Origin of the sequence: Streptomyces sp. NBC_01255 (assembly GCF_036226445.1) — a bacterium.
GTDB lineage: Bacteria > Actinomycetota > Actinomycetes > Streptomycetales > Streptomycetaceae > Streptomyces.
On the sequence record NZ_CP108474.1, the window covers coordinates 3,767,323 to 3,789,102 of the forward strand.

General features: G+C 72.7%; 19 protein-coding genes and 1 pseudogene. 6 read left to right on the forward strand and 14 right to left on the reverse strand.

The features are described from left to right. Positions 1-78 precede the first annotated feature (78 nt). Positions 79-885, forward strand: coding sequence for a sporulation protein (locus OG357_RS16580; protein WP_329621883.1), 807 nt, complete (start codon positions 79-81; stop codon positions 883-885). Between the two features lie 21 nt (positions 886-906). Here the strand turns inward: OG357_RS16580 and OG357_RS16585 are convergent, their stop codons facing one another. The 5 genes from OG357_RS16585 to OG357_RS16605 are packed head-to-tail and all read right to left on the reverse strand — an operon-like array spanning position 907 to position 8,027. After that, the gene (locus OG357_RS16585) at positions 907-2,040 is read right to left on the reverse strand and encodes an acyl-CoA dehydrogenase family protein (RefSeq protein WP_329621884.1); all 1,134 of its coding nucleotides are present in this window, start codon (positions 2,038-2,040) and stop codon (positions 907-909) included. Beyond that, the gene (locus tag OG357_RS16590) at positions 2,037-3,920 is read right to left on the reverse strand and encodes an acetyl/propionyl/methylcrotonyl-CoA carboxylase subunit alpha (protein ID WP_329621885.1); all 1,884 of its coding nucleotides are present in this window, start codon (positions 3,918-3,920) and stop codon (positions 2,037-2,039) included. Before OG357_RS16590 ends, OG357_RS16585 begins: the two co-directional genes overlap by 4 nt. Before the next feature lie 11 nt (positions 3,921-3,931). Then, positions 3,932-5,530: an acyl-CoA carboxylase subunit beta gene (locus OG357_RS16595; protein WP_329621886.1), complete on the reverse strand. Its 1,599-nt coding sequence runs from the start codon at positions 5,528-5,530 to the stop codon at positions 3,932-3,934. Next, positions 5,527-7,236 carry an acyclic terpene utilization AtuA family protein gene (locus OG357_RS16600; RefSeq protein WP_329621887.1) on the reverse strand — a complete coding sequence of 570 codons (1,710 nt, stop codon included), beginning with the start codon at positions 7,234-7,236 and terminating at the stop codon, positions 5,527-5,529. Before OG357_RS16600 ends, OG357_RS16595 begins: the two co-directional genes overlap by 4 nt. Next, positions 7,236-8,027 (reverse strand): TIGR03084 family metal-binding protein, encoded by a 792-nt coding sequence (locus OG357_RS16605; protein ID WP_329621888.1) that lies wholly within the window; start codon positions 8,025-8,027, stop codon positions 7,236-7,238. Before OG357_RS16605 ends, OG357_RS16600 begins: the two co-directional genes overlap by 1 nt. Positions 8,028-8,259: 232 nt before the next feature. On the opposite strand from OG357_RS16605, the gene OG357_RS16610 reads away from it, so the two are divergent. After that, positions 8,260-10,830, forward strand: coding sequence for an ABC transporter permease (locus OG357_RS16610; RefSeq protein ID WP_329621889.1), 2,571 nt, complete (start codon positions 8,260-8,262; stop codon positions 10,828-10,830). A 23-nt stretch (positions 10,831-10,853) separates the two neighbouring features. Here OG357_RS16610 and OG357_RS16615 read toward each other — a convergent pair whose 3' ends face one another. The 4 genes from OG357_RS16615 to OG357_RS16630 all read right to left on the reverse strand — a co-directional run bounded on the left by OG357_RS16615 (position 10,854) and on the right by OG357_RS16630 (position 12,258). After that, positions 10,854-11,342, reverse strand: coding sequence for a carboxymuconolactone decarboxylase family protein (locus OG357_RS16615; protein WP_329621890.1), 489 nt, complete (start codon positions 11,340-11,342; stop codon positions 10,854-10,856). Positions 11,343-11,453: 111 nt separating this feature from the next. Next, positions 11,454-11,636, reverse strand: a complete 183-nt coding sequence (locus OG357_RS16620; protein ID WP_317598056.1) for a DUF1272 domain-containing protein — start codon at positions 11,634-11,636, stop codon at positions 11,454-11,456. A gap of 121 nt (positions 11,637-11,757) precedes the next feature. Beyond that, complete coding sequence (locus OG357_RS16625) at positions 11,758-11,994, reverse strand: hypothetical protein (protein WP_329621891.1); 237 nt, start codon at positions 11,992-11,994, stop codon at positions 11,758-11,760. A gap of 111 nt (positions 11,995-12,105) precedes the next feature. Beyond that, entirely contained in the window at positions 12,106-12,258 is a 153-nt protein-coding gene (locus OG357_RS16630) for a hypothetical protein (protein ID WP_329621892.1), read from the reverse strand. Positions 12,259-12,389: 131 nt separating this feature from the next. Between OG357_RS16630 and OG357_RS16635 the strand changes: the two genes are divergently transcribed. Both OG357_RS16635 and OG357_RS16640 read left to right on the forward strand, forming a co-directional pair. Continuing rightward, a complete protein-coding gene (locus tag OG357_RS16635) occupies positions 12,390-12,908 on the forward strand; it encodes a DUF6879 family protein (RefSeq protein WP_329621893.1) in 519 nt (172 codons plus the stop codon). Between the two features lie 51 nt (positions 12,909-12,959). Beyond that, positions 12,960-14,606 carry an IS200/IS605 family accessory protein TnpB-related protein gene (locus OG357_RS16640; RefSeq protein ID WP_443066687.1) on the forward strand — a complete coding sequence of 549 codons (1,647 nt, stop codon included), beginning with the start codon at positions 12,960-12,962 and terminating at the stop codon, positions 14,604-14,606. Positions 14,607-14,610: 4 nt separating this feature from the next. Here the strand turns inward: OG357_RS16640 and OG357_RS16645 are convergent. Together OG357_RS16645 and OG357_RS16650 are read right to left on the reverse strand one after the other, a co-directional pair. Then, a pseudogene (locus tag OG357_RS16645) lies at positions 14,611-14,754 on the reverse strand (VOC family protein); the annotation flags it as partial. Between the two features lie 22 nt (positions 14,755-14,776). Continuing rightward, entirely contained in the window at positions 14,777-15,772 is a 996-nt protein-coding gene (locus OG357_RS16650; RefSeq protein ID WP_443066688.1) for an EamA family transporter, read from the reverse strand. Positions 15,773-15,935: 163 nt separating this feature from the next. Here OG357_RS16650 and OG357_RS16655 point away from each other — a divergent pair, with 163 nt between their 5' ends. Continuing rightward, positions 15,936-16,793, forward strand: coding sequence for a LysR family transcriptional regulator (locus OG357_RS16655; RefSeq protein WP_329621894.1), 858 nt, complete (start codon positions 15,936-15,938; stop codon positions 16,791-16,793). A 154-nt stretch (positions 16,794-16,947) separates the two neighbouring features. Here OG357_RS16655 and ppnP read toward each other — a convergent pair whose 3' ends face one another. Together ppnP and OG357_RS16665 are read right to left on the reverse strand one after the other, a co-directional pair. Beyond that, positions 16,948-17,229, reverse strand: a complete 282-nt coding sequence (gene ppnP, locus OG357_RS16660) for a pyrimidine/purine nucleoside phosphorylase (protein WP_150274509.1) — start codon at positions 17,227-17,229, stop codon at positions 16,948-16,950. A 56-nt stretch (positions 17,230-17,285) separates the two neighbouring features. After that, positions 17,286-20,057 carry an FAD-binding and (Fe-S)-binding domain-containing protein gene (locus tag OG357_RS16665; RefSeq protein ID WP_329621895.1) on the reverse strand — a complete coding sequence of 924 codons (2,772 nt, stop codon included), beginning with the start codon at positions 20,055-20,057 and terminating at the stop codon, positions 17,286-17,288. Between the two features lie 51 nt (positions 20,058-20,108). On the opposite strand from OG357_RS16665, the gene serC reads away from it, so the two are divergent. Further along, the gene (gene serC / locus OG357_RS16670; protein ID WP_329621896.1) at positions 20,109-21,227 is read left to right on the forward strand and encodes a phosphoserine transaminase; all 1,119 of its coding nucleotides are present in this window, start codon (positions 20,109-20,111) and stop codon (positions 21,225-21,227) included. A gap of 88 nt (positions 21,228-21,315) precedes the next feature. On the opposite strand, the gene OG357_RS16675 is transcribed toward serC, so the two are convergent. Next, on the reverse strand, positions 21,316-21,681 hold the full coding sequence (locus tag OG357_RS16675; protein ID WP_329621897.1) for a hypothetical protein: 366 nt from the start codon (positions 21,679-21,681) through the stop codon (positions 21,316-21,318). Between the last annotated feature and the right edge of the window lie 99 nt (positions 21,682-21,780).

Consider the following 21,780-nt stretch of genomic DNA (forward strand, 5'->3'; position numbering starts at 1 on the left):
AAGCACGCTTGCATGGTCTTGGGAAGACGGCAGCCGGACACCGACGCCCCTGTCGCCGGGGCCGGTTAGCCTGCACTCATGGTCTTCAAGCGTCTTCTGGGCAGGGGCGGCATACCGCTCGAAATCGATACGATCATTCAGTCCGGGCCGACTCAGCCGGGCGGCATCCTCACCGGGGAGGTCGTGCTGCGCGCGCCCGAGCGGGACGTCGAGGTGAAGTCCATCAGTCTGCGGCTGGCCGCCAACGTCTCGATGGCGCACAAGGGCGACGGCGACGGCGAGCGTAGCGGTGACACCTTCGACTACCCCAGTGTGAGCAGCTGGTTCACGCTCAAGAAGGGCGAGGAGCGGCGGCTGCCCATCAAGCACCGGCTCAAGTGGGAGAGCCCGCTGTCCGAGGTGAAGGGGCAGGAGGTCGGCCTGCTCCTCGGGCTGAACACCGAGGTCGAGGCCGAGGGCATCAAGGCCCAGACGGACGACGACCTCGTGCGCGTCACCTCGACGCCCCTGCACGACGCGGTGTTCGACGCGTTCGCCGCCGAGGGGTACGAGCTCCGGACCTCCCGGACCGTGTCGGAGATGATCCCGCGCACCGAGTACCACGTGTACCTCGTACAGAGCTTCCTCCTCGTCGATCAGTCGCCGGGCGGCGAAAAGCGCCCGAAGAACCTGGAGTTGGTCTTCCGGGCCAACCCCGTCGGCTGCGAGATCTACCTCCGCAGGGGCGACCTCGGCCAGAAGTACTGGGAGAAGAAGGCGCCCGCCCTGCGGTACGTCGCCGCCCACCACGACCTCGGCCGGGTGGACTTCGAGGCCGAGGTGCGGCGGTGGATCTCCGAGGTCACGCTCCTGGGCGACCGGAACGACAGCGGCGACGAGGGCTGAGACCCTCCTCCCGTCCCCCGGTCAGTACGACTTGGGCAGGCCCAGCGTCTGGTGCGACACGTAGTTGAGGATCATCTCCCGGCTGACCGGGGCGATCCTGGCCACGCGGGCGGCGGTGATCAGGCGGGCCAGGCCGAACTCCTTCGTGAGGCCGTTGCCGCCGAGGGTGTGGACGGCCTGGTCGACGGCCTTCACGCAGGCCTCGCCGGCGGCGTACTTCGCCATGTTGGCGGCCTCGCCCGCGCCCATGTCGTCGCCCGCGTCGTAGAGATGGGCTGCCTTCGCCATCATCAGGCGGGCCAGTTCGAGCTCGATGTGGGCCTGCGCGAGGGGGTGCGCGATGGCCTGGTGGGCGCCGATCGGCGCCTTCCAGACCTGGCGCTCCTTCGCGTACGTCACGGCCTGGGCGAGCGCGTACCGGCCCATGCCGATCGCGAACGCGGCCGTCATGATCCGCTCCGGGTTGAGGCCGGCGAAGAGCTGGAGCAGGCCCGCGTCCTCGTCGCCGACGAGGGCGTCCGCCGGCAGGTGGACGTCGTCGAGGGTGAGCTCGAACTGCTTCTCGTTCGCGTCGAGTTCCATCTCGATGTGGCGGCGCTCGAAGCCGGGGGCGTCGCGCGGCACGATGAAGAGACAGGGCTTGAGGCTGCCCGTGCGGGCGTCGGACGTGCGGCCCACGATCAGGGTCGCGTCCGCGATGTCGACGCCCGAGACGAAGACCTTCCGGCCGTTGAGGACCCAGCCCTCCTCGGTACGGGTCGCGGTCGTCGTGATCCGGTGCGAGTTGGAGCCCGCGTCGGGCTCCGTGATGCCGAAGGCCATGGTGCGGGAGCCGTCCGCGAGGCCCGGGAGCCACGTCCGCTTCTGCTCCTCCGTGCCGAAGCGGGCGATGACCGTGCCGCAGATCGCGGGCGAGACGACCATCATGAGGAGCGGGGCCCCGGCGGCGCCGGCCTCTTCCAGGACGATCGACAGCTCGGCCATGCCGCCGCCCCCGCCGCCGTACTCCTCGGGCAGGTTCACGCCGAGGTAGCCGAGCTTGCCCGCCTCGGCCCACAGGGTGGCCCGGTCGAAGCCGGGGCCGTGACGGTGGCCGAGCGCGGAGACGGCTGCCCGGAGCGCGGTGAGCTCTTCACTCTCGATCATGGTGCTCATACGGTCTTGTCCTCCTGTGCTTCGGTCTGTACGACGGCGAGCAGGGCGCCTACCTCGACCTGGCGGCCGGGGGCGGCGTGGAGTGCGGTGAGCGTGCCGGAGGCGGGGGCGATGACGCGGTGCTCCATCTTCATGGCCTCCAGCCAGAGGAGCGGCTGTCCGGCGATGACCTGGTCGCCGACGGCGAGCCCGTCCGCGACCCGGACGACGGTGCCGGGCATGGGGGCGAGCAGGGAGCCGGGTTCCCGCTGGTCGGCGGGGTCGGGGAAGCGGGGGCGGACGGTGAGGCGGTGGGGGCCGACGTGGACGGTTCCGTCGCCGTACCGGGCGACGTCGAAGTCCCGTACGACTCCGGAGATGTCGAGGCGCACACGGTCGGGTGACGCCGACACGACCCGCACCCCCTCGGGGGCCGTGACCTCGTATCCGCCGTCCCGGACCGGCCGGTAGCGGACCTCGTGCTCCCCGTACGTCCTCGCCTCGTCCTGGGAGCGCAGGTTGCGCCAGCCGCCGCCGAAGCGGCCCCGGCGGGAGGCCGCGCGGGACAGGGCGGCCGCCACCGCCGCGTACGCCTCCCCTTCCGGCGCCGTGGTCAGGGCGGGCAGGTTCCGGTCGTAGAAGCCCGTGTCGAGCGTGTCCGGTGCCCCGTACTCCGGGTGCCGCAGCGAGGCGACGAGCAGGGCCCGGTTGGTGGCGGGGCCGTGGATCCGGGCCCGCTCCAGGGCGTGGGCGAGCTTGCGGGCGGCCTCGGCGCGGGTGGGGGCGTGGACGACGATCTTGGCGAGCATCGGGTCGTAGTGGACGCCGACCGCGTCGCCGGAGACGTACCCGGTGTCGACCCTGACCCGGCCCTCGCGGGGGACGTCGAAGCGGTGCAGGAGGCCCGTCTGGGGCGCCCACTCCCGGGCCGGGTCCTCCGCGTAGAGGCGGGCCTCGATCGCGTGGCCGCGCGGGGCCGGGGGCTCGGGGGGCAGTTCCCCGCCCTCCGCCACGGCGAGCTGGAGGGCGACGAGGTCGACCCCGTACACCTCCTCCGTCACCGGGTGCTCGACCTGGAGCCGGGTGTTCATCTCCAGGAAGTGCGCCCGGCCGTCCGCCACCAGGAACTCGACCGTGCCCGCGCCGACGTAGCCGACGGCCTTCGCCGCGCGGACGGCCGTGTCGAGGAGGGAGGCTTCCAGGGCGGCCGGCAGACCGGGCGCCGGGGCCTCCTCGATCACCTTCTGGTGCCTGCGCTGGAGGGAGCAGTCGCGGGTGCCGAGCGCCCAGACCGTGCCGTGGGTGTCGCAGAGGAGCTGCACCTCGACGTGCCGGCCGTTCTCCACGTACGGCTCGACGAAGACCTCCCCGTCACCGAAGGCGCTCGCCGCCTCGGCGGACGCCGCCTTCAACTCCTCGGGGAGGGAGGCGAGTTCGCGGACGATCCGCATGCCCCGGCCGCCGCCGCCCGCCGCCGCCTTCACCAGGACGGGGAGGTCGGACGCGGTGACGTCCGTCAGGGGTTCGATGCCCAGGAGTTCCTTCGCCCGGGTCTTCGAGGCCATCGCCTCGATCGCCTCGGGCGGCGGGCCGATCCAGACGAGGCCCGCGTCGGTCACGGCCCGCGCGAAGCCGGCGTTCTCGGAGAGGAAGCCGTAGCCGGGGTGGACGGCGTCGGCGCCCGCCGCGAGCGCCGCCTTCACCACCAGGTCGCCGCGCAGGTACGTCTCCGAGGGCGCCGCCCCCGGCAGTCGTACGGCCGCGTCGGCCTCCCGGACGTGCAGGGCGTCGGCGTCCGCGTCGGAGTACACGGCGACGGTGGAGATGCCCAGGTCACGGCAGGTGCGGAAGACCCGGCAGGCGATCTCGCCCCGGTTCGCGACCAGTACGGTCGAAATCATGAGTGGTGCCCTCACATCCGGAAGACGCCGAAGCCGCCGCGCGCGCCTTCGACCGGTGCCGTGTGGATCGCGGACAGGCACAGCCCGAGGACCGTGCGGGTGTCGCGGGGGTCGATGACCCCGTCGTCGTACAGCCGCCCCGACAGGAACATCGGGAGGGACTCCGACTCGATCTGCGCCTCGACGAGCGCGCGGAGACCGGCGTCCGCCTCGTCGTCGTAGGGCTGTCCCTTCGCGGCGGCGCTCGCGCGCGCCACGATCGAGAGGACGCCGGCGAGCTGCTGCGGGCCCATGACGGCGGACTTCGCGCTCGGCCAGGCGAAGAGGAAGCGGGGGTCGTAGGCCCGGCCGCACATGCCGTAGTGCCCGGCGCCGTACGAGGCGCCCATGAGGACGGAGAGGTGCGGGACCTTCGAATTGGCCACCGCATTGATCATCATCGCGCCGTGCTTGATGATGCCGCCCTGCTCGTACTCCTTGCCGACCATGTAGCCGGTGGTGTTGTGGAGGAAGAGCAGCGGGATGTCGCGCTGGTTGGCGAGCTGGATGAACTGCGCCGCCTTCTGCGACTCGGCGGAGAAGAGGACGCCCTGCGCGTTGGCGAGGATGCCGACCGGGTACCCGTGCAGGGACGCCCATCCGGTGGTGAGCGAGGTCCCGTACAGCGGCTTGAACTCGTCGAAGTCGGAGCCGTCGACGATCCGGGCGATCACCTCGCGCGGGTCGAAGGGGGTCTTGAGGTCGCCGGGGACGATGCCGAGGAGTTCGTCCTCGTCGTACTTGGGGGGTTCCGCGTGTGACGGATCGGCGTGCGCCTTGCGGTGGTTGAGGCGGGCGACGATCCGGCGGGCCTGGCGGATCGCGTCCGTCTCGTCGACGGCGTAGTGGTCGGCGAGGCCGGAGGTCCGGGCGTGCATCTCGGCGCCGCCGAGGGACTCGTCGTCGCTCTCCTCCCCCGTCGCCATCTTCACGAGCGGCGGGCCGCCGAGGAAGACCTTCGACCGCTCCTTGATCATCACGGTGTGGTCGGACATGCCGGGGACGTACGCGCCGCCGGCCGTCGAGTTGCCGAAGACGACCGCGACGGTGGGGATGCCGGCGGCGGAGAGGCGCGTGAGGTCGCGGAAGAGCGCCCCGCCGGGGATGAAGATCTCCTTCTGGGAGGGGAGGTCGGCGCCGCCGGACTCGACGAGCGAGACGACCGGGAGCCTGTTGGCGAAGGCGATCTCGTTCGCCCGCAGGGCCTTCTTCAGCGTCCACGGGTTGGAGGCACCGCCGCGCACGGTCGGGTCGTTGGCCGTGATCAGGCACTCGACGCCCTCGACGACCCCGATGCCGGTGACGAGCGAGGCACCCACCTGGTAGTCGCTGCCCCAGGCGGCGAGCGGCGACAGTTCCAGGAAGGGGCTGTCGGGGTCGACGAGCAGCTCGATGCGCTCGCGGGCGAGGAGTTTGCCGCGCCCCCGGTGCCGGGCCGTGTACTTCTCGCCGCCGCCCGCGAGGGCCTTGGCGTGCTCGGCTTCGAGGGCGTTGAGCTTGTCGAGCATCGCGGCGCGGTGCTCTCGGTGCTCGGGTCCGCCGGTGTCGAGGGCGGAAGCGAGGACGGTCACAGGAGTACCTCCGGGATGTCCAGGTGCCGGGAGCGGAGCCACTCGCCGAGGGCCTTGGCCTGGGGGTCGAAACGGGCCTGCGAGGCGACGCCCTCGCCGAGGATTCCGGTCACGGTGAAGTTGAGCGCCCGGAGGTGCGGGAGGACATGCCGGATGACCGGCAAGTCGGCGGTCTCCGGTAGGAGTTCACGGAAGCGGTCGACGGTGAGCGTGTGCGCGAGCCAGCGCCATTCGTCGTCCGTGCGCACCCAGACGCCGACGTTGGCGTCGCCGCCCTTGTCGCCGCTGCGGGCTCCGGCGATCCGGCCGAGGGGGGCGCGGCGGGTGGAGCCGTACGGGAGCGGCGGCGGGAGCGGCGGGTCGGGTACGGGCGCCAGGTCCTCCGTGCTCCTCGGCGGTACGGGTACGGGTACGCGGCCGCCGTCCGGGAGCACGGCCGTGTGCGGGACGCCGGCTGCGGGGACGTACGCGGTCCCGAAGACGCCGTAGGGAGCACCCTTCCCGGGGGGCGCGGTGACGTGGAAGCCGGGGTAGCTGGCGAGGGCCAGTTCGATGGCGGCGCCGGTGAGGGCGCGGCCGACGGCCTCCGGGGAAGGGTCGCGGACGACGAGCCGGAGCAGCGCGCTCGCGGTCTCCTCGGTGTCGGCGTCCTCGCGGTCGGTGCGGGCCAGTTCCCAACGGACGTCCGTGGGGCGGGAGTCGGCGGCGGTGAAGGCGTCCTCGATCTGGTCGCGGACGAGCCGGGCCTTGGCCTCGATGTCGAGGCCGGTGAGGACGAACACGACCTCGTTGCGGAAGCCGCCGAGGCGGTTGAGGCCGACCTTGAGGGTGGGGGGCGGGGCCTCGCCGGTCACGCCGTGGATCCGGACCCGGTCCGGGCCCTCCTGGGTGAGCCGTACGGTGTCGAGGCGGGCCGTCACGTCGGGGCCCGGGTAGCGGGCGCCGGCCGTCTCGTACAGCAGCTGGGCCGTGACCGTACCGACGTCGACGAGGCCGCCCGTGCCGGCGTGCTTGGTGATGACGGCGCTGCCGTCCGCGTGGAGCTCGGCGACCGGGAAGCCGGGGCGGCGGAAGACGGACAGGTCGTGACCGGCCGGCTCGGCGAAGAAGGCGTAGTTGCCGCCGGTGGCCTGGGTGCCGCACTCCAGGACGTGCCCGGCGACGACCGCGCCCGCGAGCCTGTCGTACTCCTCCGGGCCCCAGCCGAAGTGCCACTGCGCGGGCCCGGTGACGAGGGCGGCGTCGGTGACCCGGCCGGTGACGACGACATCGGCTCCGGCGGCGAGGCAGGCGGCGATACCGGCCCCGCCGAGGTAGGCGTTGGCCGTCAACACCCCCTCCTGCGGAGGCAGTCGGTCGCCCTCGACATGGGCGATACGGGTCGGCAGGCCGAGCTTCCCGGCGAGGGCGCGCAGGGCGTCGGCGAGGCCGGCGGGGTTCAGGCCGCCCGCGTTGGTGACGATGCGGACGCCGCGCTCGTGGGCGAGGCCGAGGCCCTCCTCCATCTGGCGCAGGAAGGTCTTCGCGTATCCGGCGGCCGGGTCCTTGAGCTGGTCGCGGCCGAGGATGAGCATGGTCAGCTCGGCGAGGTAGTCGCCGGTGAGGACGTCGATCGCGCCCTCGGGCCCGCCGCCGGTGAGCATCTCTCGGACGGCGTCGAAGCGGTCACCGTAGAAGCCGGAGGCGTTGCCGATGCGGAGGACCACTACGCCGCCCCCCGGGGTGCGCGGCCGGTGCCGGCCGGGCCCGCGAAGGCCTGGGCGATGGCGAGCCAGCGCTCGGCGTCGGGGCCGTGCGCGACGAGCGCGGTGTCGTCGCGGTGGACGCGCTGGGTGACGAGGAGGCAGAAGTCGAGGGCGGGTCCGGTGACGGTCTGGGTCGCACCCTCGGGGCCGTACGCCCACACCTCCCCGTCGGTTCCGGTGAGTTCGACACGGAAGGGCTCGGCGGGCGCCGCGATCCCCCGCACCAGGAAGGCGTAGTCGCGGGCACGGACGCCGATCCAGGCGACATGCCGGAGCCGGGCCGTGGGGGTGCGGACCACACCGAGGGCGTCGGCGATGTCCTGGCCGTGCGCCCAGGTCTCCATGAGCCGGGCGGTGGCCATGGCCGGGGCGCTCATCGGCGGCCCGTACCAGGGGAAGCGCGCGCCGGACGGGACCGCGCGCAGGGCTTCCTGGAGGCGCTCGCGGCCCGTGCGCCAGGCGGCGAGGAGCTCGGCGGGCGGCAGCTTCGCACCCTCTTCCGCGCCGTCGTCGACGAAACGGTCGGGGGCGGCGAGGGCCTTCGCGGTCTCGGCGGCGAAGGCCTCGGGGTCGGTGGCGGCGAGAAGGGCCGCCCGGTCGGTCCAGGCGAGGTGGGCGATCTGGTGGGCGACGGTCCAGCCGGGCGCGGGGGTCGGCGCACCCCACTGCTCGTCACTCAACTCGCATACGAGCAGATCGAGTTCCTCGCTCTCCTCACGCAGATCGTCGAGGACGACGGCGGGATCGGACACGGTGCGCTCCCCTCGGGACACGGTGACGTGCCCCGGAGCATGGCAGCGAACCAGAAAACAATCAAGCATGCTTGCTTTGATTTTTGACGGATCCCGGAGGCGCCTCGGGGAGCGGGTCATACGGGTCATCCCTCAGGCGTACGACGGCCGTGTGGCGGGCGACTCGGGGACGACCCCGAATCGTGCCTGGTGGGGCCGTGTACGGGAGGGGTCGGCTCCTAGCGTGGAGGGCATGTCGTCACTGCTCGCCTTCGCCGTCAAGGACTTCCGGTCCCAGCTCCGCCAACTGGTCCTCACGGGCGCCGCCGTCGCCGTCGGCGTCGCCTTCCTGGTCCTCTCCGTCGGTGGCGCCGGAGCACTCGTCCAGTCGTACGAGCAGTCCGCCGCCGCCGACGTCGGCACGGCCCCCGTCCAGGTCGTCGCCCCCGAGACGGGCGTCCTGCCCGCCGGCGCGGCGGCGAAGGCGGCGACGCTGCCCGGGGTCGTCGAGGCGAGCGAACGGCTCGTCGGCCACGCCAACGTCCTGCTGCCCTCCGGACGGCCCCTCGACGACCGCGCCCTCGTCACCTCCGTCGCCGCCGACCCCGCGCTGCGCTGGCAGCGCCTCGACAGCGGCCGCTGGCCGCAGGCCCGGGACGAGGCCGTCCTCGACACCGACACCGCGCGCCGGGTCGGGGCGGCGCCCGGCGACACCGTACGGCTGACGAAGGCCGCGGGCGGCACCGCCGACGTACGGCTCACCGGACTCCTCGACACCTCCGCGTCGGAGGCCCTCAGCGCGCAGCCGGCGATCGGCGTGCCGTACGCGCAGACGCGGACGTACGCGACGGGCGTTCGCGCCACCCACCTCGACGTCGACCTGGCGCCCGGGACGCCGGGGGGTGCGGGTGCCGCGGCAGCCACCGCCACCGCCGCCGCTGCCAAGAAGGCGATCGGCGGCGGCGTCGCCGCGTACACCCACGCCGGGGCGGTCGAGAACGCCAAGCAGAGCGGCAGGACGATGTACGCCGTCGTCCTCACGGCCGCGCTCTCCTTCGTCCTCATCGCCATGGCCGTGGCCCGCATGGTCGTCACGAACACCTTCTCCGTCGTCCTGGCCCAGCGCGCCCGCCAACTCGCCCTGCTGCGCTGCATCGGCGCCGACCGCGAGCAGGTCCGCCGGGTGATCCGCCGCCAGGGGCTGCTGCTCGGCGTCCTCGCCTCCGCCGCCGGCCTCGCCACCGGCGCGGGCGCCTGCCTCCTGGGCACCGCGCTCCTCGACGGGCTCGCCGACCTCGGCCCCATCGAGGTCTCGCTGCTGCCCGGCCGGCTCACGTTCCTCCTCGCCGGGGTGTTCGGCGTCCTGCTCACCCTGTGGGCCGTCCGCAAGCCCGCGCGGGCGGCCGCGGCCGTCCCGCCGGTGGCCGCGCTCGCCGCGAGCGGCGCCGCGAAGCTCCCCGAACCCGGCAGCCGGGCCCTGCGCGAGGCCGTCTCCGTCGTGTTCGTCGTCACGGGCGCGGGCCTGCTCGCGCTCGGCACGTTCGGCGGCTCGCCCCTGGCGCTGCTCGCCGTGACGCTCGGCGCGATCCTCACGTTCTTCGGCGTCCTCCGCTACGCCCGCCACCTGCTGCCGCCGCTGGTCGGCCTCCTCGGCCGGGGCCTGCGCCGACCCTTCGGCACCGCCGGGAAGCTCGCCGTGCAGCAACTGCGCGCCAACGCGGCCCGGACCGGGGCCGCCGCCTCCGCGATGCTCGTCGGGGTGACGGTCGCCGTGTCCGCGGTGACCGCGATCGGGGTCGCGAGCGGCGGCCTGGAGACGATGCTGGCGAGCCGTACGCCGGCGGTCTTCAGCTTGGTGGGCGGCGAGGCGGGTAAGGCGGGCGGGGCCGACACGGCGAACGCCGATGCGCGGGACGCCGTCCCCGCCGACGCGCTCGCCGCCCTGCGCGACCGGCGCGAACTGGCCGTCACCCCGGTCCGTACGGCCACGCTCACCGTCGACGGCCGCAGCACCGTGATCGCCGCCGCCGACCCGGCGCGCCTCAACCCGGCGGCGGAGGACGTCGCGGATGCCCGCGCCCTCAAGGACGGGGAGGCGCTGACGCTGACGGGGGACGGAACCCTGACGGTGAAGAGCGCGGACACCACCCGTGACACCACCCTCACCGCCCGCCGCTCCGTGCTGCCCCTCGCGCTCGCCCCCGGGGCCACCGTGTACGTCACCCCCGCCACGCTCGACCGGCTCGCGCCCGGCGCCACCGGCGTGGCCACGGTCCTCGTCGACCCGGCCGCCGGCACCGACCACGCCACCGCCCGCACCGCCATCGACCAGGCGCTCGGCGCCCACCCGGACCTCCGGGTCGCCGACGCGACGGCCGACGCCCGGCTCATCCGGAGCATGCTGGACCGGCTGATGCTCGTGGTGACCGTGCTGCTCGGCTTCTCGATGGCCATCGCCGCGCTCGGCGTCGCCGCGACCCTGATGCTCACCGTCGAGGAACGCACCCGGGAGTTCGGCATGCTCCGCGCGATCGGCCTGGCGGGCGGGCAGCTCCGCCGGATGCTCACCCTGGAATCCGTGCTCCTGGCCGTGTCCGGCGCCCTCGCCGGTACGCTCCTCGGCCTGGTCTACGGCACGCTCGCCGCCCGCTCCGTCCTCACGGCGGTGTCCCCCCTGGAGATCCTCGCTTCCTCCGGCGGTACGGCCCTGACGGTCGTCGGCATCTTGGCGGCGACCGTCGTCACCGGCATCGCCGCCTCGGCCCTCCCGGCGCGCCGGGTCCGCCGCCTGGCGGTGGTGGACGCACTCCAGGCCCCGGCGTGACGGATCAGGTGTGACGGATCAGATCAGTCCCACTGCTCGTCCGCGAGGGAGGTGACCGGCTGCGGCTTGCCGATGACGGCCAGGGCGATGAAGAAATTGATCTGGCCGATCGCGATGGTGAGAGTCGCCAGCGCCTTCTCGTCGTAGTGCTTCGCCACCTCGGCGTACAGCTCGTCGGAGACGCGCTCCTGACCGTGCGGGGCGGGCTGGAGGGTGGCCTCGACCAGGGCGAGGGCGGCGCGCTCGGCGTCGGTGAAGTACGGGGCGTCCTGCCAGGAGGCGACGGCGGTGATGCGCTCCTCGGACTCCTTGGCCTTGCGCAGGAAGCCGGTGTTCAGGACGGTCAGGTAGGTGTTGCGGACGATCTGCCCGGCGCGCAGGTGGACGAGGTTCATCGTGGTGCGCGGCACCGACTGGTTGCCCGTGGCCCGGAAGAGGGCGGCGCTGATGTCGTTCAGCTCGGGCACGAACTCGGCGGGGTTGGACATCCGGGAGATGGAGGGGTTCGTCATGGCTGTCGTTCTCCTTGGTGTCTGTGTGTCTGTCCGGTCGGTGTCTTCACAGCACTGACGGACAGCCGCACGGAGATGTGACAGGAACCCGGAAAGAAGTTCCGCCGGACGCTAGGCGAGGGCGCGGCGGGGGCGCGGGACGAGCTCGCCGCCGCAGTTCGGGCAGACATCGCCCATGGCGTCGGCGCACGGCACGCAGAAGCTGCACTCGTACGTACAGATCCGGGCGGGCCCGTCCACGGTCAGGGTCGCGGTCTCACAGCGCTCGCAACGGTCGCGCATCTCCAGGGCCATGCTCGGCTCCCCTCCTCGTACGTCGGATGACACCCCTCATCCTCCGAGGCGCCCCACTCCCCCGAAACAGGCCGAAAGCCAAAGATCAAAGGGATCGGGCCGCCACCTCGGTAGGCCTGCGTCACGCCCCCTGTTCGGGCGCCTCGTGATCGTCACCGGCGTTGGCCCTCCGCCAGTCCGCCGCCCCGATGAACAGCAGTGCCGCACCGCCGAGGGCGGCGCCGACAAGGACGGCGCTCGAAAGCACCAGCTGGACGCTGAGGGGGATGCTCGCCCTCAAGTGCGTGTCACCGATGTTGAGTTCGTAGTTGCTTTCAGGGGCGGAGGGTGCGCCGTCGGCGCTCGCGTGCTCGGGCATGGAAGCAGGAGACAGCGTCCCGGACATTCCGTCAAATCTTCCAGATACCGGGTGTCCGGATGGCCGGAAACAAAGCCTGCCCCTGCCCCGAGGCACCCGCGGAGGTCGGCGTCAGCGTTGCGCCCACCAGGTCACCGCCGCCCCGCCTGCCGTGGTGGCCAGAGCGACGAGCCATCCGGGGATGCGCTGGACGGTCAAGTGCAGCCCTCCAACGCGGAGTTCGAATCGCGCGGGCGGGGTGGCCGGGTCTTTGGTGTGGGACACGTTTCCTCCTGTAGGTCTCCCGCTACCTGACACCTGCCCGCGGGTGGACCACGGACTCTCGATTCCCGATCACGAAACCCTCGTGGAGATCCCCCTGGAGCTGATCCGAGAGGCGTTCGGAGGCCAGCTCAGTGACTAAGACCTTCGGGGACCTCTTCGGTTCGTTCCAGCAGGAGGCGTTCCGGCTGGAGACGCTCGCCGACTACAGCCGCTCCGGCAGTGTGGACGCGTACCGGCTGTTCCTGGACGGGCAGCCCAAGCCCGTCGACTACAACGCCGACTGGCTCGCCGACGTACGGACGCACACCTCCGCCGGGCGGCGGATGTACCGGGTGCATGTTCTGGCCCGCCCCCTCACCCCGTATCTGCGCTTCGAGCTGGGATGGGGCTACGTCACGAACGCCACGGCCGGCGAGGAGTTCTTCATCCTGGACGTGACCGAGCAGCCGAGCCCGCTGCCGCCGAGCGTCGGGGACTTCTGGCTGTTCGACTCCACCGCCGCCGCCCCCATGCGGTACGACGGCGAGGGCGGGTTCCTCGGGGCCGACGTGCTGTCCGACGACCGGGGCCCCGAGTACGTCACGTACCGGGATACGGCTCTGGCACACGCCGTTCCGTTCGCCGACTGGTGGGCGAAGCACGAGGCGTGAACCGGGGGGCGGTCGTAGGTTCGGGGTGCTGGCCGCGGAGGGAGGCGTGTGGTGCGGGTGGACGCGGGAAGGCGACTGCGGGTGGTCGACGCGCCGTTCGTTGCTCTGGGGCCGTCCGGTATGGCGGTTCGCGATCGGCTCAAGAACCTCACGCCTGAGGATGACATGGTGTTGCGGCTGGTCGGCGGGCATCTGGGCAGGCTCGCCTCGCGTGACCTCAAGGCCCGGTGCGTTGACGCGGGCGATCACACCTCGGATACATGGGCGGCTCGTAAGCAGGGTCTGACGGCGGAGTCGTCCTCGCGGTGGGCGGGGTCGATCACGAAGGCCACCCACGATCAGTGGGCGTTGTCCCGCCGCTGCCAGTTCGCGCACGTCCAGTCCCTTGAGGCCGGTGTGCGCATGCTGATGCACCGGCTGTCCCTGCCGCTCGGCGAGAAGGGTTCGAAGCGGGCAGCGGGCGGATACCGGTCCAAGGGGGAGTGGTTCCACAAGTCGCGGCGTCTGCACATCCTGGAACACCGGCTCGGTATCGCTCGCGCCGAGCGTGAGGCCGGTGTCGTGCACGTGGTGCGCGGGGGACGGAAGTTACTGAACACCCGGCACAACCTCGAAGCCGCCCAGCTCACCGAGGCCGAGTGGCGGCAGCGCTGGGAGGCGGCACGCTGGTTCCTGGCCGCTGACGGGGAGTCCGGGAAGCGGTACGGGAACGAGACGATCCGCGTCACCACCGACGGCGAGGTCAGCGTCAAGCTGCCCGCCCCGCTGGCACACCTGGCCAACGTCAAGCACGGCCGGTACGTCCTCACCTCCCGTGTCGCTTTCGCGCACCGGGGCCAGGAATGGCGTGACCGCGTGGAGGCGAACCGGGCGGTCGCCTACCGCATCCACTACGACACCGGCCGGGGCCGCTGGTACCTCACCGCCTCCTGGCAACGCCCCGTCGTCCAGACGATCCCCCTGTCGGCCGCCCGCGCCCGGGGCATGGTCGGTGTCGATACCAACGCCGATCACTTCGCCGCCTACCACCTCGACCCGCAGGGCAACCCGGTCGGCGACCCGCGCCGGTTCTTCTACGACCTGTCCGGCAGCGCGGATCACCGCGATGCGCAGATCCGGCACGCCATCACCCGCCTCCTGCGCTGGGCGCAAAGCTGCGGTGTGGCCGCCATCGCGATCGAGGACCTGGACTTCGCTGCCGAGAAGACCCGAGAGAAACACGGTCGCAAGAAGCGGTTCCGGCAGCTGATCTCCGGCATCCCCACCGGCAGACTCAAGGCCCGCCTGGTATCCATGGCGGCCGAACACGACCTCGCCATCGTTGCGGTCGATCCGGCGTACACGTCGATGTGGGGCGATGAACACTGGCGCAAACCCCTGACCAGCAACAAGCGAAAGATGTCCCGACACGACGCCGCGAGCGTCGCGATCGGGCGACGCGCCCTCGGACACCCGATCCGGCGTCGGACGGCACCGCCCCCACAGCACCGGAGTGATGCTGCGGGGCATCGGACCGCCCAGGCCGGACCGAGTACCCAAGGACGTAAGGGAACCCGCCCACCCGTCACGGAACGCGCACACGATGCACGTCACCGGACGGGGATACAGCGAACGCGGGAACCCAGCGCATCCAACACCGTTCGGGATGCGCGCAGTTCCGGGATCTGGCAGCAGTTGTCACTCCTGGACACTGCTTAGGAACGGTGTGCAGCGTGGACCAGGCGTCGTCGAGGGACCAGCGGGGATCCGGCCGGTCGACTTCCCCGCCGAGGACCGAGCGGTAGAACTCCGCGAGTGCGCGGGGCGCGGGGCAGTCGATGACGAGGCACTGCAGGTCGGCGATCACGCGCGGATTCTAGAGGGGCTGCTCAGCCCACGCCCTGGCCCAAGCCCTGGTCCGCGCGCTTGGCCGCACGGACCTGGGTGCGGACCGCGCCCATGCTCGCCCCGATGACGAGGGCGATGGCGAGGGCGTCGGTGACGGACAGGGCCTGGCTGAGGATGAGGAAGCCGGCCGCCGCCGCGATGGCCGGTTCCAGGCTCATCAGGATCGCGAAGGTGGGCGCGGGCAGGCGGCGCAGGGCGAGGAGTTCGAGGGTGTACGGGAGGACGGACGACATCAGCGCGACCCCCAGGCCGAGCAGGACCGTCGACGGTACGAGGAGCTTGTCGCCCGCCTCCGCGATGCCCAGCGGCAGGCTGAGGACGGCGCCGAAGGCCATGGCGAGCGCGAGCCCGTCGGCCTGCGGGAAGCGGCGGCCGGTGCGGGCGCTGAAGACGATGTACGCGGCCCACATCGCGCCCGCGGCGAGCGCGAAGGCCGCGCCGACGGGGTCGAGGCGGTCGAAGCCGCCGCCGCTGAGCAGGACGCAGCCGCCGAGGGCGAGCCCGGCCCAGAGCAGGTTGCTCAGCCGGCGCGAGGCGACCACCGAGAGGATCAGCGGGCCGAGGACCTCCAGGGTCACGGCGGCGCCGAGCGGGATCCGGTCGGCGGCCTGGTAGAAGAGGATGTTCATCCCGGCCATGGCCGTGCCGAAGGCGACGATGGTGCCCCAGTCGGCGCGGCTGTAGCCGCGGACCTTGGGCCGGCAGATCGCCAGCAGGACGACGGCGGCGAGCACGAGCCGGAGGGTGACGACGCCGAGGGCTCCGGCGCGGGGCATCAGGAGGACGGCGACGGCGGAGCCGAACTGCACGGAGAGTCCGCCCGCGACGACGAGGGCGACGGGGCCGAGGTGCCGGCCCGCCTTCCCCTTCCCCGGTACGGGAAACCGTGCGGAAACCCGTGCGGAGACCCCCTGGGGCTCGACCGCCACGGCGACCGGCGGCACATCCCTGACCGGACTGTTCACCGGACTGTTCACCGGACCACTCCTCCATTGCCCATCTCACCACTGGTTCACTGCACTGTACTGCAAGTGCAACACAGTGAACGCGACGTCTACTCCCCCACGATCCCCCTCTCACGCTACGAACACCCGCGCGGCACCGGAAATGCCGATTGCGCTGCGGTTATGCTCCGAAGACATGAGCATCGAGCTACGCCACCTCCGCTGCTTCCTCGCCATCGCCGAGGAACCCAGCCTGACCAGGGCGGCCGCCCGGCTCCACCTCACCCAGCCGGCCGTCTCCCGCACGCTCGCCGCGCTCGAGCAGCACCTCGGCGCCCGGCTCGTCGACCGCTCCACCCACCACCTCGCCCTCACCGCAGAGGGCCGCGCCTTCCAGGACAGGGCGGCCGCGGCCCTCGCCGCCTTCGACGCCGCCGTCGACCCGGCCAGACTCCGGCACCGCCCCCTGCGCCTCGGGCACGCCTGGTCGGCCTTCGGCCCGTACACCACCCCGCTCCTCCGGCGCTGGCAGCGCCTGCACCCCGAGACCCCGCTCGAACTCCTCCGCATCGACGACCGCACGGCCGGGCTCGCGCGCGGCGAGGTGGACGCGGCGCTGCTCAGGGGCCCGGTCGACGCGCCCGGTCTGGTCACCAAGGAGCTCGCCACGGAGGAACGGGTCGCCGCGCTGCCCGCCGACAGCCCGCTCGCCGACCGGAGCGACCTCACCCTCGGGGACCTGGCCGCCGAGACGATCGTCCTCAACACCGTCTCCGGTACGACCACGCTCGCGCTCTGGCCGGCCGAGGCCCGCCCGGCCGCCACCCTGACCGTCGCGAACACCGACGACTGGCTCACCGCGATCGCCGCGGGCCGCGGCACCGGCGTCTCGTCCGGCTCCACGGCCGCGCTCCACCCGCACCCGGGCGTCGCCTACCGCCCGCTGTCCGACGCGCCGCCGCTGCCGGTGGTCCTGGCCTGGCGGGACGCCTTCCCGCACCCGGCGACGGGCGCGCTGGTCGCGATGGCGCGGGACATCGTCAGCGGGGACTGACGGAGGGGGGCGAGCCCCTCAACTCCTCCCGGCGGAGGATCCCGCCAAAGGGAGCGCCCTTGACGCGGTGGTGGAGGCAGCCACACTCGGGAAGAGGGCGGCCGCACCAGAAGCTCGCGGCGCCGGGCAACCCCAGCACCTAAAAAACCCCAGGTCAGCGGTACTCACAGAGGTACGCGGTCGCGACCTCGACCTTCAGCTGGAACGTGCTGTCGCCCGGGACCTCGAACCGCGTGCCCGCCTCGAAGGTCTCCCAGTCACCTGCGTCCGGCAGCTTCACCGTCAGGGCGCCGCTGACCACGTGCATCGTCTCCGGAGCGGCCGTGCCGAACTCGTACTCACCGGGAGCCATGACGCCGACGGTCGCCGGGCCCTGCTCCTGCTCGAACGCGATCGACTTGACCGTACCGTCGAAGTATTCGTTGACCTTGAACATGACCATCCTCCGGAGGACCTCGTCGCGCGCCGCTACTGGCGAGGCGAGTGTACGAGTCACCCTTCCAGGCCCCCCTCCAAGCCCTCCGCCAGCACCTCCGCCAGGTGTCGGGCCCGGCCGCCCGCGAGATCGCCGATCTGGGTCCTGCACGAGAAGCCGTCCGCCAGGACCTCCGATCCCTCAGGGGCCGCGCGGAGTGCCGGCAGGAGCTGGTCCTCGGCGCAGGCGATCGAGACGGCGTAGTGGTCCGGTTCGAAGCCGAAGTTGCCCGCCAGGCCGCAGCAGCCGCCCGACAGCTCGCCCGTCAGGCCCGCGCGGGCGCGGAGGCGGCGCTCCGGCGCGTCGCCCAGGACCGCGTGCTGGTGGCAGTGGGTCTGGCCGGTGACCGGGCGGTCGAGGCGGGGTGGGGTCCAGTCGGGGGCCAGGGTCTCCAGGGCCTCGGCGAAGGTCAGGACGGAGGCCGCGAGGCGGGCCGCCCGGGGGTCGTCCGGCAGGAGTTCGGGCAGGTCCGTGCGGAGAGTCGCCGCGCAGGAGGGTTCGAGGACGACGATCGGGCCGGGGCGGGCCGAGAGGTCCAGGACGTCCAGCGTCCGGCGCATCACCTTCCGCGCCGCGCCCAGCCGGCCCGTCGACACGTACGTCAGGCCGCAGCAGACCCGGCCCGGCGGGAGTGCCACCCCCAGGCCCGCGTCCTCCAGGACGCGCACCGCCGCGCGGCCCACCTCCGGGGCCAGGTGGTTCGTGAAGGTGTCCGGCCAGACGGTCAGGGTCGGCGGGCGGCGTGAGCCGCGTTCGCCGAACCAGGACGCGAACGTCCGGTCCGCCACCCTCGGCATCGACCGTTCCGGCGTCACCCCCGCCAGGCGCGTGGCGAACGGCAGCCGCGTCGCCGCGTTCACTCCGCGGCCGAAGAGGGCCAGCCAGCGGGGCAGGCCGCCCATCGTCCAGTGGGAGCGCGGCCGGCGCCACACCCGCCGGCCCGCGTAGTGGCGGTCGAGGAACTCCGCCTTGTACGCGGCCATGTCGACGCCCACCGGGCAGTCGCTGCGGCACCCCTTGCAGGACAGGCACAGGTCGAGCGCCTCCCGGACCTCCTCCGAGCGCCAGCCGTCGGTGATCACCTCGCCGAGCGCCATCTCGTGCAGCAGCCGCGCCCTGCCCCGCGTGGAGTGTTTCTCCTCTCCCGTCGCCCGGTAGGACGGGCACATGACCGATGATCCTGAACTCGGGGCGCCTGTACGGCATTTGGCTACACCTACGCATCGCGCCGCCTGCCGGCCCACGCCCACCAGCGGCAGGCCCTCGAAGCGCAGGCCGGAGTCCAGTGGCTTCGGGCGGACCAGCATCCCCGGGTTCAGGCCCCCGTCCGGGTCCCACACGTCCTTCACCGCGCCGAAGAGGCCGACGAGCTCCTCCCCGTACATCCTCGGCAGCAGCTCCGCCCGCGCCTGCCCGTCTCCGTGCTCCCCGGAGAGCGAGCCGCCGTGGGCGACCACGAGGTCCGCGACCGCCTCCGAGAAGCGGCGGAAGTCCCGTACCCCCTTCGCCGTCCACAGGTCGAAGTCGATCCGGACGTGCACGCAGCCGTCCCCGAAATGCCCGTACGGGGTCCCCCGGAGGCCGAAGTCCGCCAGCAGCGCGCGGAATTCGCGCAGGTACGCGCCCAGCCGGGCCGGCGGCACCGCGCAGTCCTCCCAGCCCGGCCAGGCTTCCCCGCCCTCCGGCGTCCGCGTCGCCGTCCCCGCCGCGTCCTCGCGGATCCGCCACAGCGCCCGCTGCCCGGCCGGGTCCCGGACCAGCGCCGAGTCGAGTGCGTCCGCCGCCCGGACCAGCCCCCGCGCCGGGCCCTCCCCGTCCATCTCCACGAACAGCCACGCCCCGCCCCGGGGCAGCCCCTCGGCCGCTCCCCGGACCAGGTCTGCCGCCATGCCCTCCACCGTCAGGGGGCTGTACGAGAGGAGTCCCGCCGCCGCTTCCGCCGCCGCGCTCTCGTCCGGGTAGCCGAGGACGACCAGCACCGGCTCGGCCGGCAGCGGGACGAGCCGCACCGTCGCCTCCGTCACCACCCCCAGCGTCCCCTCGCTCCCGCAGAACGACCGGACCACGTCCGCGCCCCGCTCCGGCAGCAGCGCGTCGAGGGCGTAGCCGGAGATCCGGCGCGGGAGGCCCGCCGGGTAGCCGGTCCGCAGGAGGGCGAGGTGGCGGTCGACGAGGTCGAGGAGTCCGGGCGGCGCGCCCTGCCCGTCCCGGCCGAGCGTCAACCGTCCGCCTCGGTACGTCACCACATCCAGCGAGCGCACGTTGTCCGCCGTGGTCCCCCAGGCGACCGAGTGCGCCCCGCACGCGTTGTTGCCGATCATGCCGCCGAGGGTGCAGCGGCTGTGCGTCGACGGGTCGGGGCCGAAGGTCAGCCCGTACGGCCTCGCCGCCGCCCGCAGCTCGTCGAGGACGAGCCCCGGCCCGACGACGGCCGTCCGCTCCTCCGGGTCCAGGGAGACGAGACCGGCCATGTGCCGTGTGAGGTCGAGCACCACGCCCGTGCCGGTGGCCTGGCCGCCGATGGACGTGCCGCCGCCGCGCGCGACGACCGGTGTCGTCCCGTGCGCCCGGCACACCTCCAGGACGGCCGCCACGTCGGCCGCGTCGCGCGGCGCGACCGTACCGACCGGCACACGGCGGTAGTTGGAGGCGTCCATCGTCGTCAGGGCCCTCGCCGTGACGGAGAAGTCGACGTCTCCGGCGACGGCGGCGCGCAGGTCCGCGGCGAGGGCGGACGCGTCTACATCGTGTGTTCCCACAACGCCAGGATGTCTCAGTCCTCGTCTCATCCGGCGGACATCCCGCGACCGGCGCCTTCCCGAACCGATACTCTCCGCCTCGTGGCTGAGATCCAGATTCCCGCTGACATCAAGCCCGCCGACGGCCGTTTCGGCGCGGGCCCCTCCAAGGTGCGTACGGAGGCGCTGGACGCCCTGGCCGCGACCGGCACCTCTCTCCTCGGCACGTCCCACCGCCAGGCTCCGGTCAAGAACCTGGTCGGCGAAGTGCGTGCCGGCGTCTCCGACCTCTTCTCGCTGCCCGAGGGCTACGAGGTGATCCTGGGCAACGGCGGCTCCACCGCCTTCTGGGACATCGCGACCCACGGTCTGATCGAGAACAAGTCGCAGCACCTCACCTTCGGCGAGTTCTCCTCCAAGTTCGCGAAGGCCGCCAAGCTGGCTCCCTGGCTTGCCGAGCCGACCGTGATCTCCTCCGACCCGGGCACGCACCCGGAGCCGGTGGCCGAGGCGGGCGTCGACGTCTACGCGTACACCCACAACGAGACCTCCACCGGTGTCGCCGCCCCGATCAAGCGGGTCGCCGGTACCGACGAGGGCGCGCTCGTCCTGGTCGACGCGACCTCGGGCGCGGGCGGCCTGCCCGTCGACATCGCCGAGTCGGACGTCTACTACTTCGCCCCGCAGAAGTCCTTCGCCGCCGAGGGCGGCCTGTGGCTCGCGGCCTTCTCGCCGGCCGCGCTGGAGCGCGCGAAGAAGATCCACGAGTCCGGTCGGCACATTCCGGAGTTCTTCTCGCTGCCCACGGCGATCGACAACTCGCTGAAGAACCAGACGTACAACACCCCGGCGCTCTCGACCCTCTTCCTGCTCAACGAGCAGCTGAAGTGGATCAACGGCCAGGGCGGTCTCGACTGGGCCGTGGCCCGGACGAAGGAGTCCTCGGACGCGCTGTACGGCTGGGCCGAGGAGTCCAAGTACGCGTCGCCGTTCGTGACGGACGCGGCGAAGCGCTCGCAGGTCATCGGCACGATCGACTTCGCGGACGAGGTCGACGCGGCGGCGGTCGCGAAGGCGCTGCGCGCCAACGGGATCGTGGACACCGAGCCGTACCGCAAGCTGGGCCGCAACCAGCTGCGGGTCGCGATGTTCCCGGCGATCGACCCGGCGGACGTGCGGGCGCTCACAGCCTGCATCGACTACGTGATCGAGAAGCTCTGATCTTCCGTACGGAGGGCCCGGCGTCGGACATCGTCCGCGCCGGGCCCTTCGGCGTACCCGTGGCCCGCGCCCGGTCGTTCGCCGTGGTTCACCCCATCTGCGCCTTCACGTGATCGATCACCGCGGTGAACTGGTCGGTCGGCGAGAACTCCACGACGTCGACGTCCTCAAGGGCCTCGGGGGCATGGCCGGGGCCCCAGTAGTAGGCCTGCCCGGCCTCGTAGATCTCCTCGCCCGAGGCGGTCCGCATCCTGATGCGCCCCTTGAAGAGGTACCCCCAGTGGGGACACTGGCACAGATCGCCTTCGAGGCCCTTCAGCGCCGGCCCCATGTCGGTGCCTGCGGGAAGGTGGATGAACGCGGCGCTCAGCCCACCCCCGGCCTCCGTCATCCGCAGCTCCACGCCACCGCCCTCCAGGGCGACGGGGGTGGTCTCTCGGGTGGTTGCCGTCATGTTTCCTCCACGGCCGCTCCGGTCCCGGTCTCGGCTCTCCGGTCTCCTTCCAGTCTCGCGCGCCCGGGTCGGCGGCGCAGCGGCGCCACCCGGCTCGTA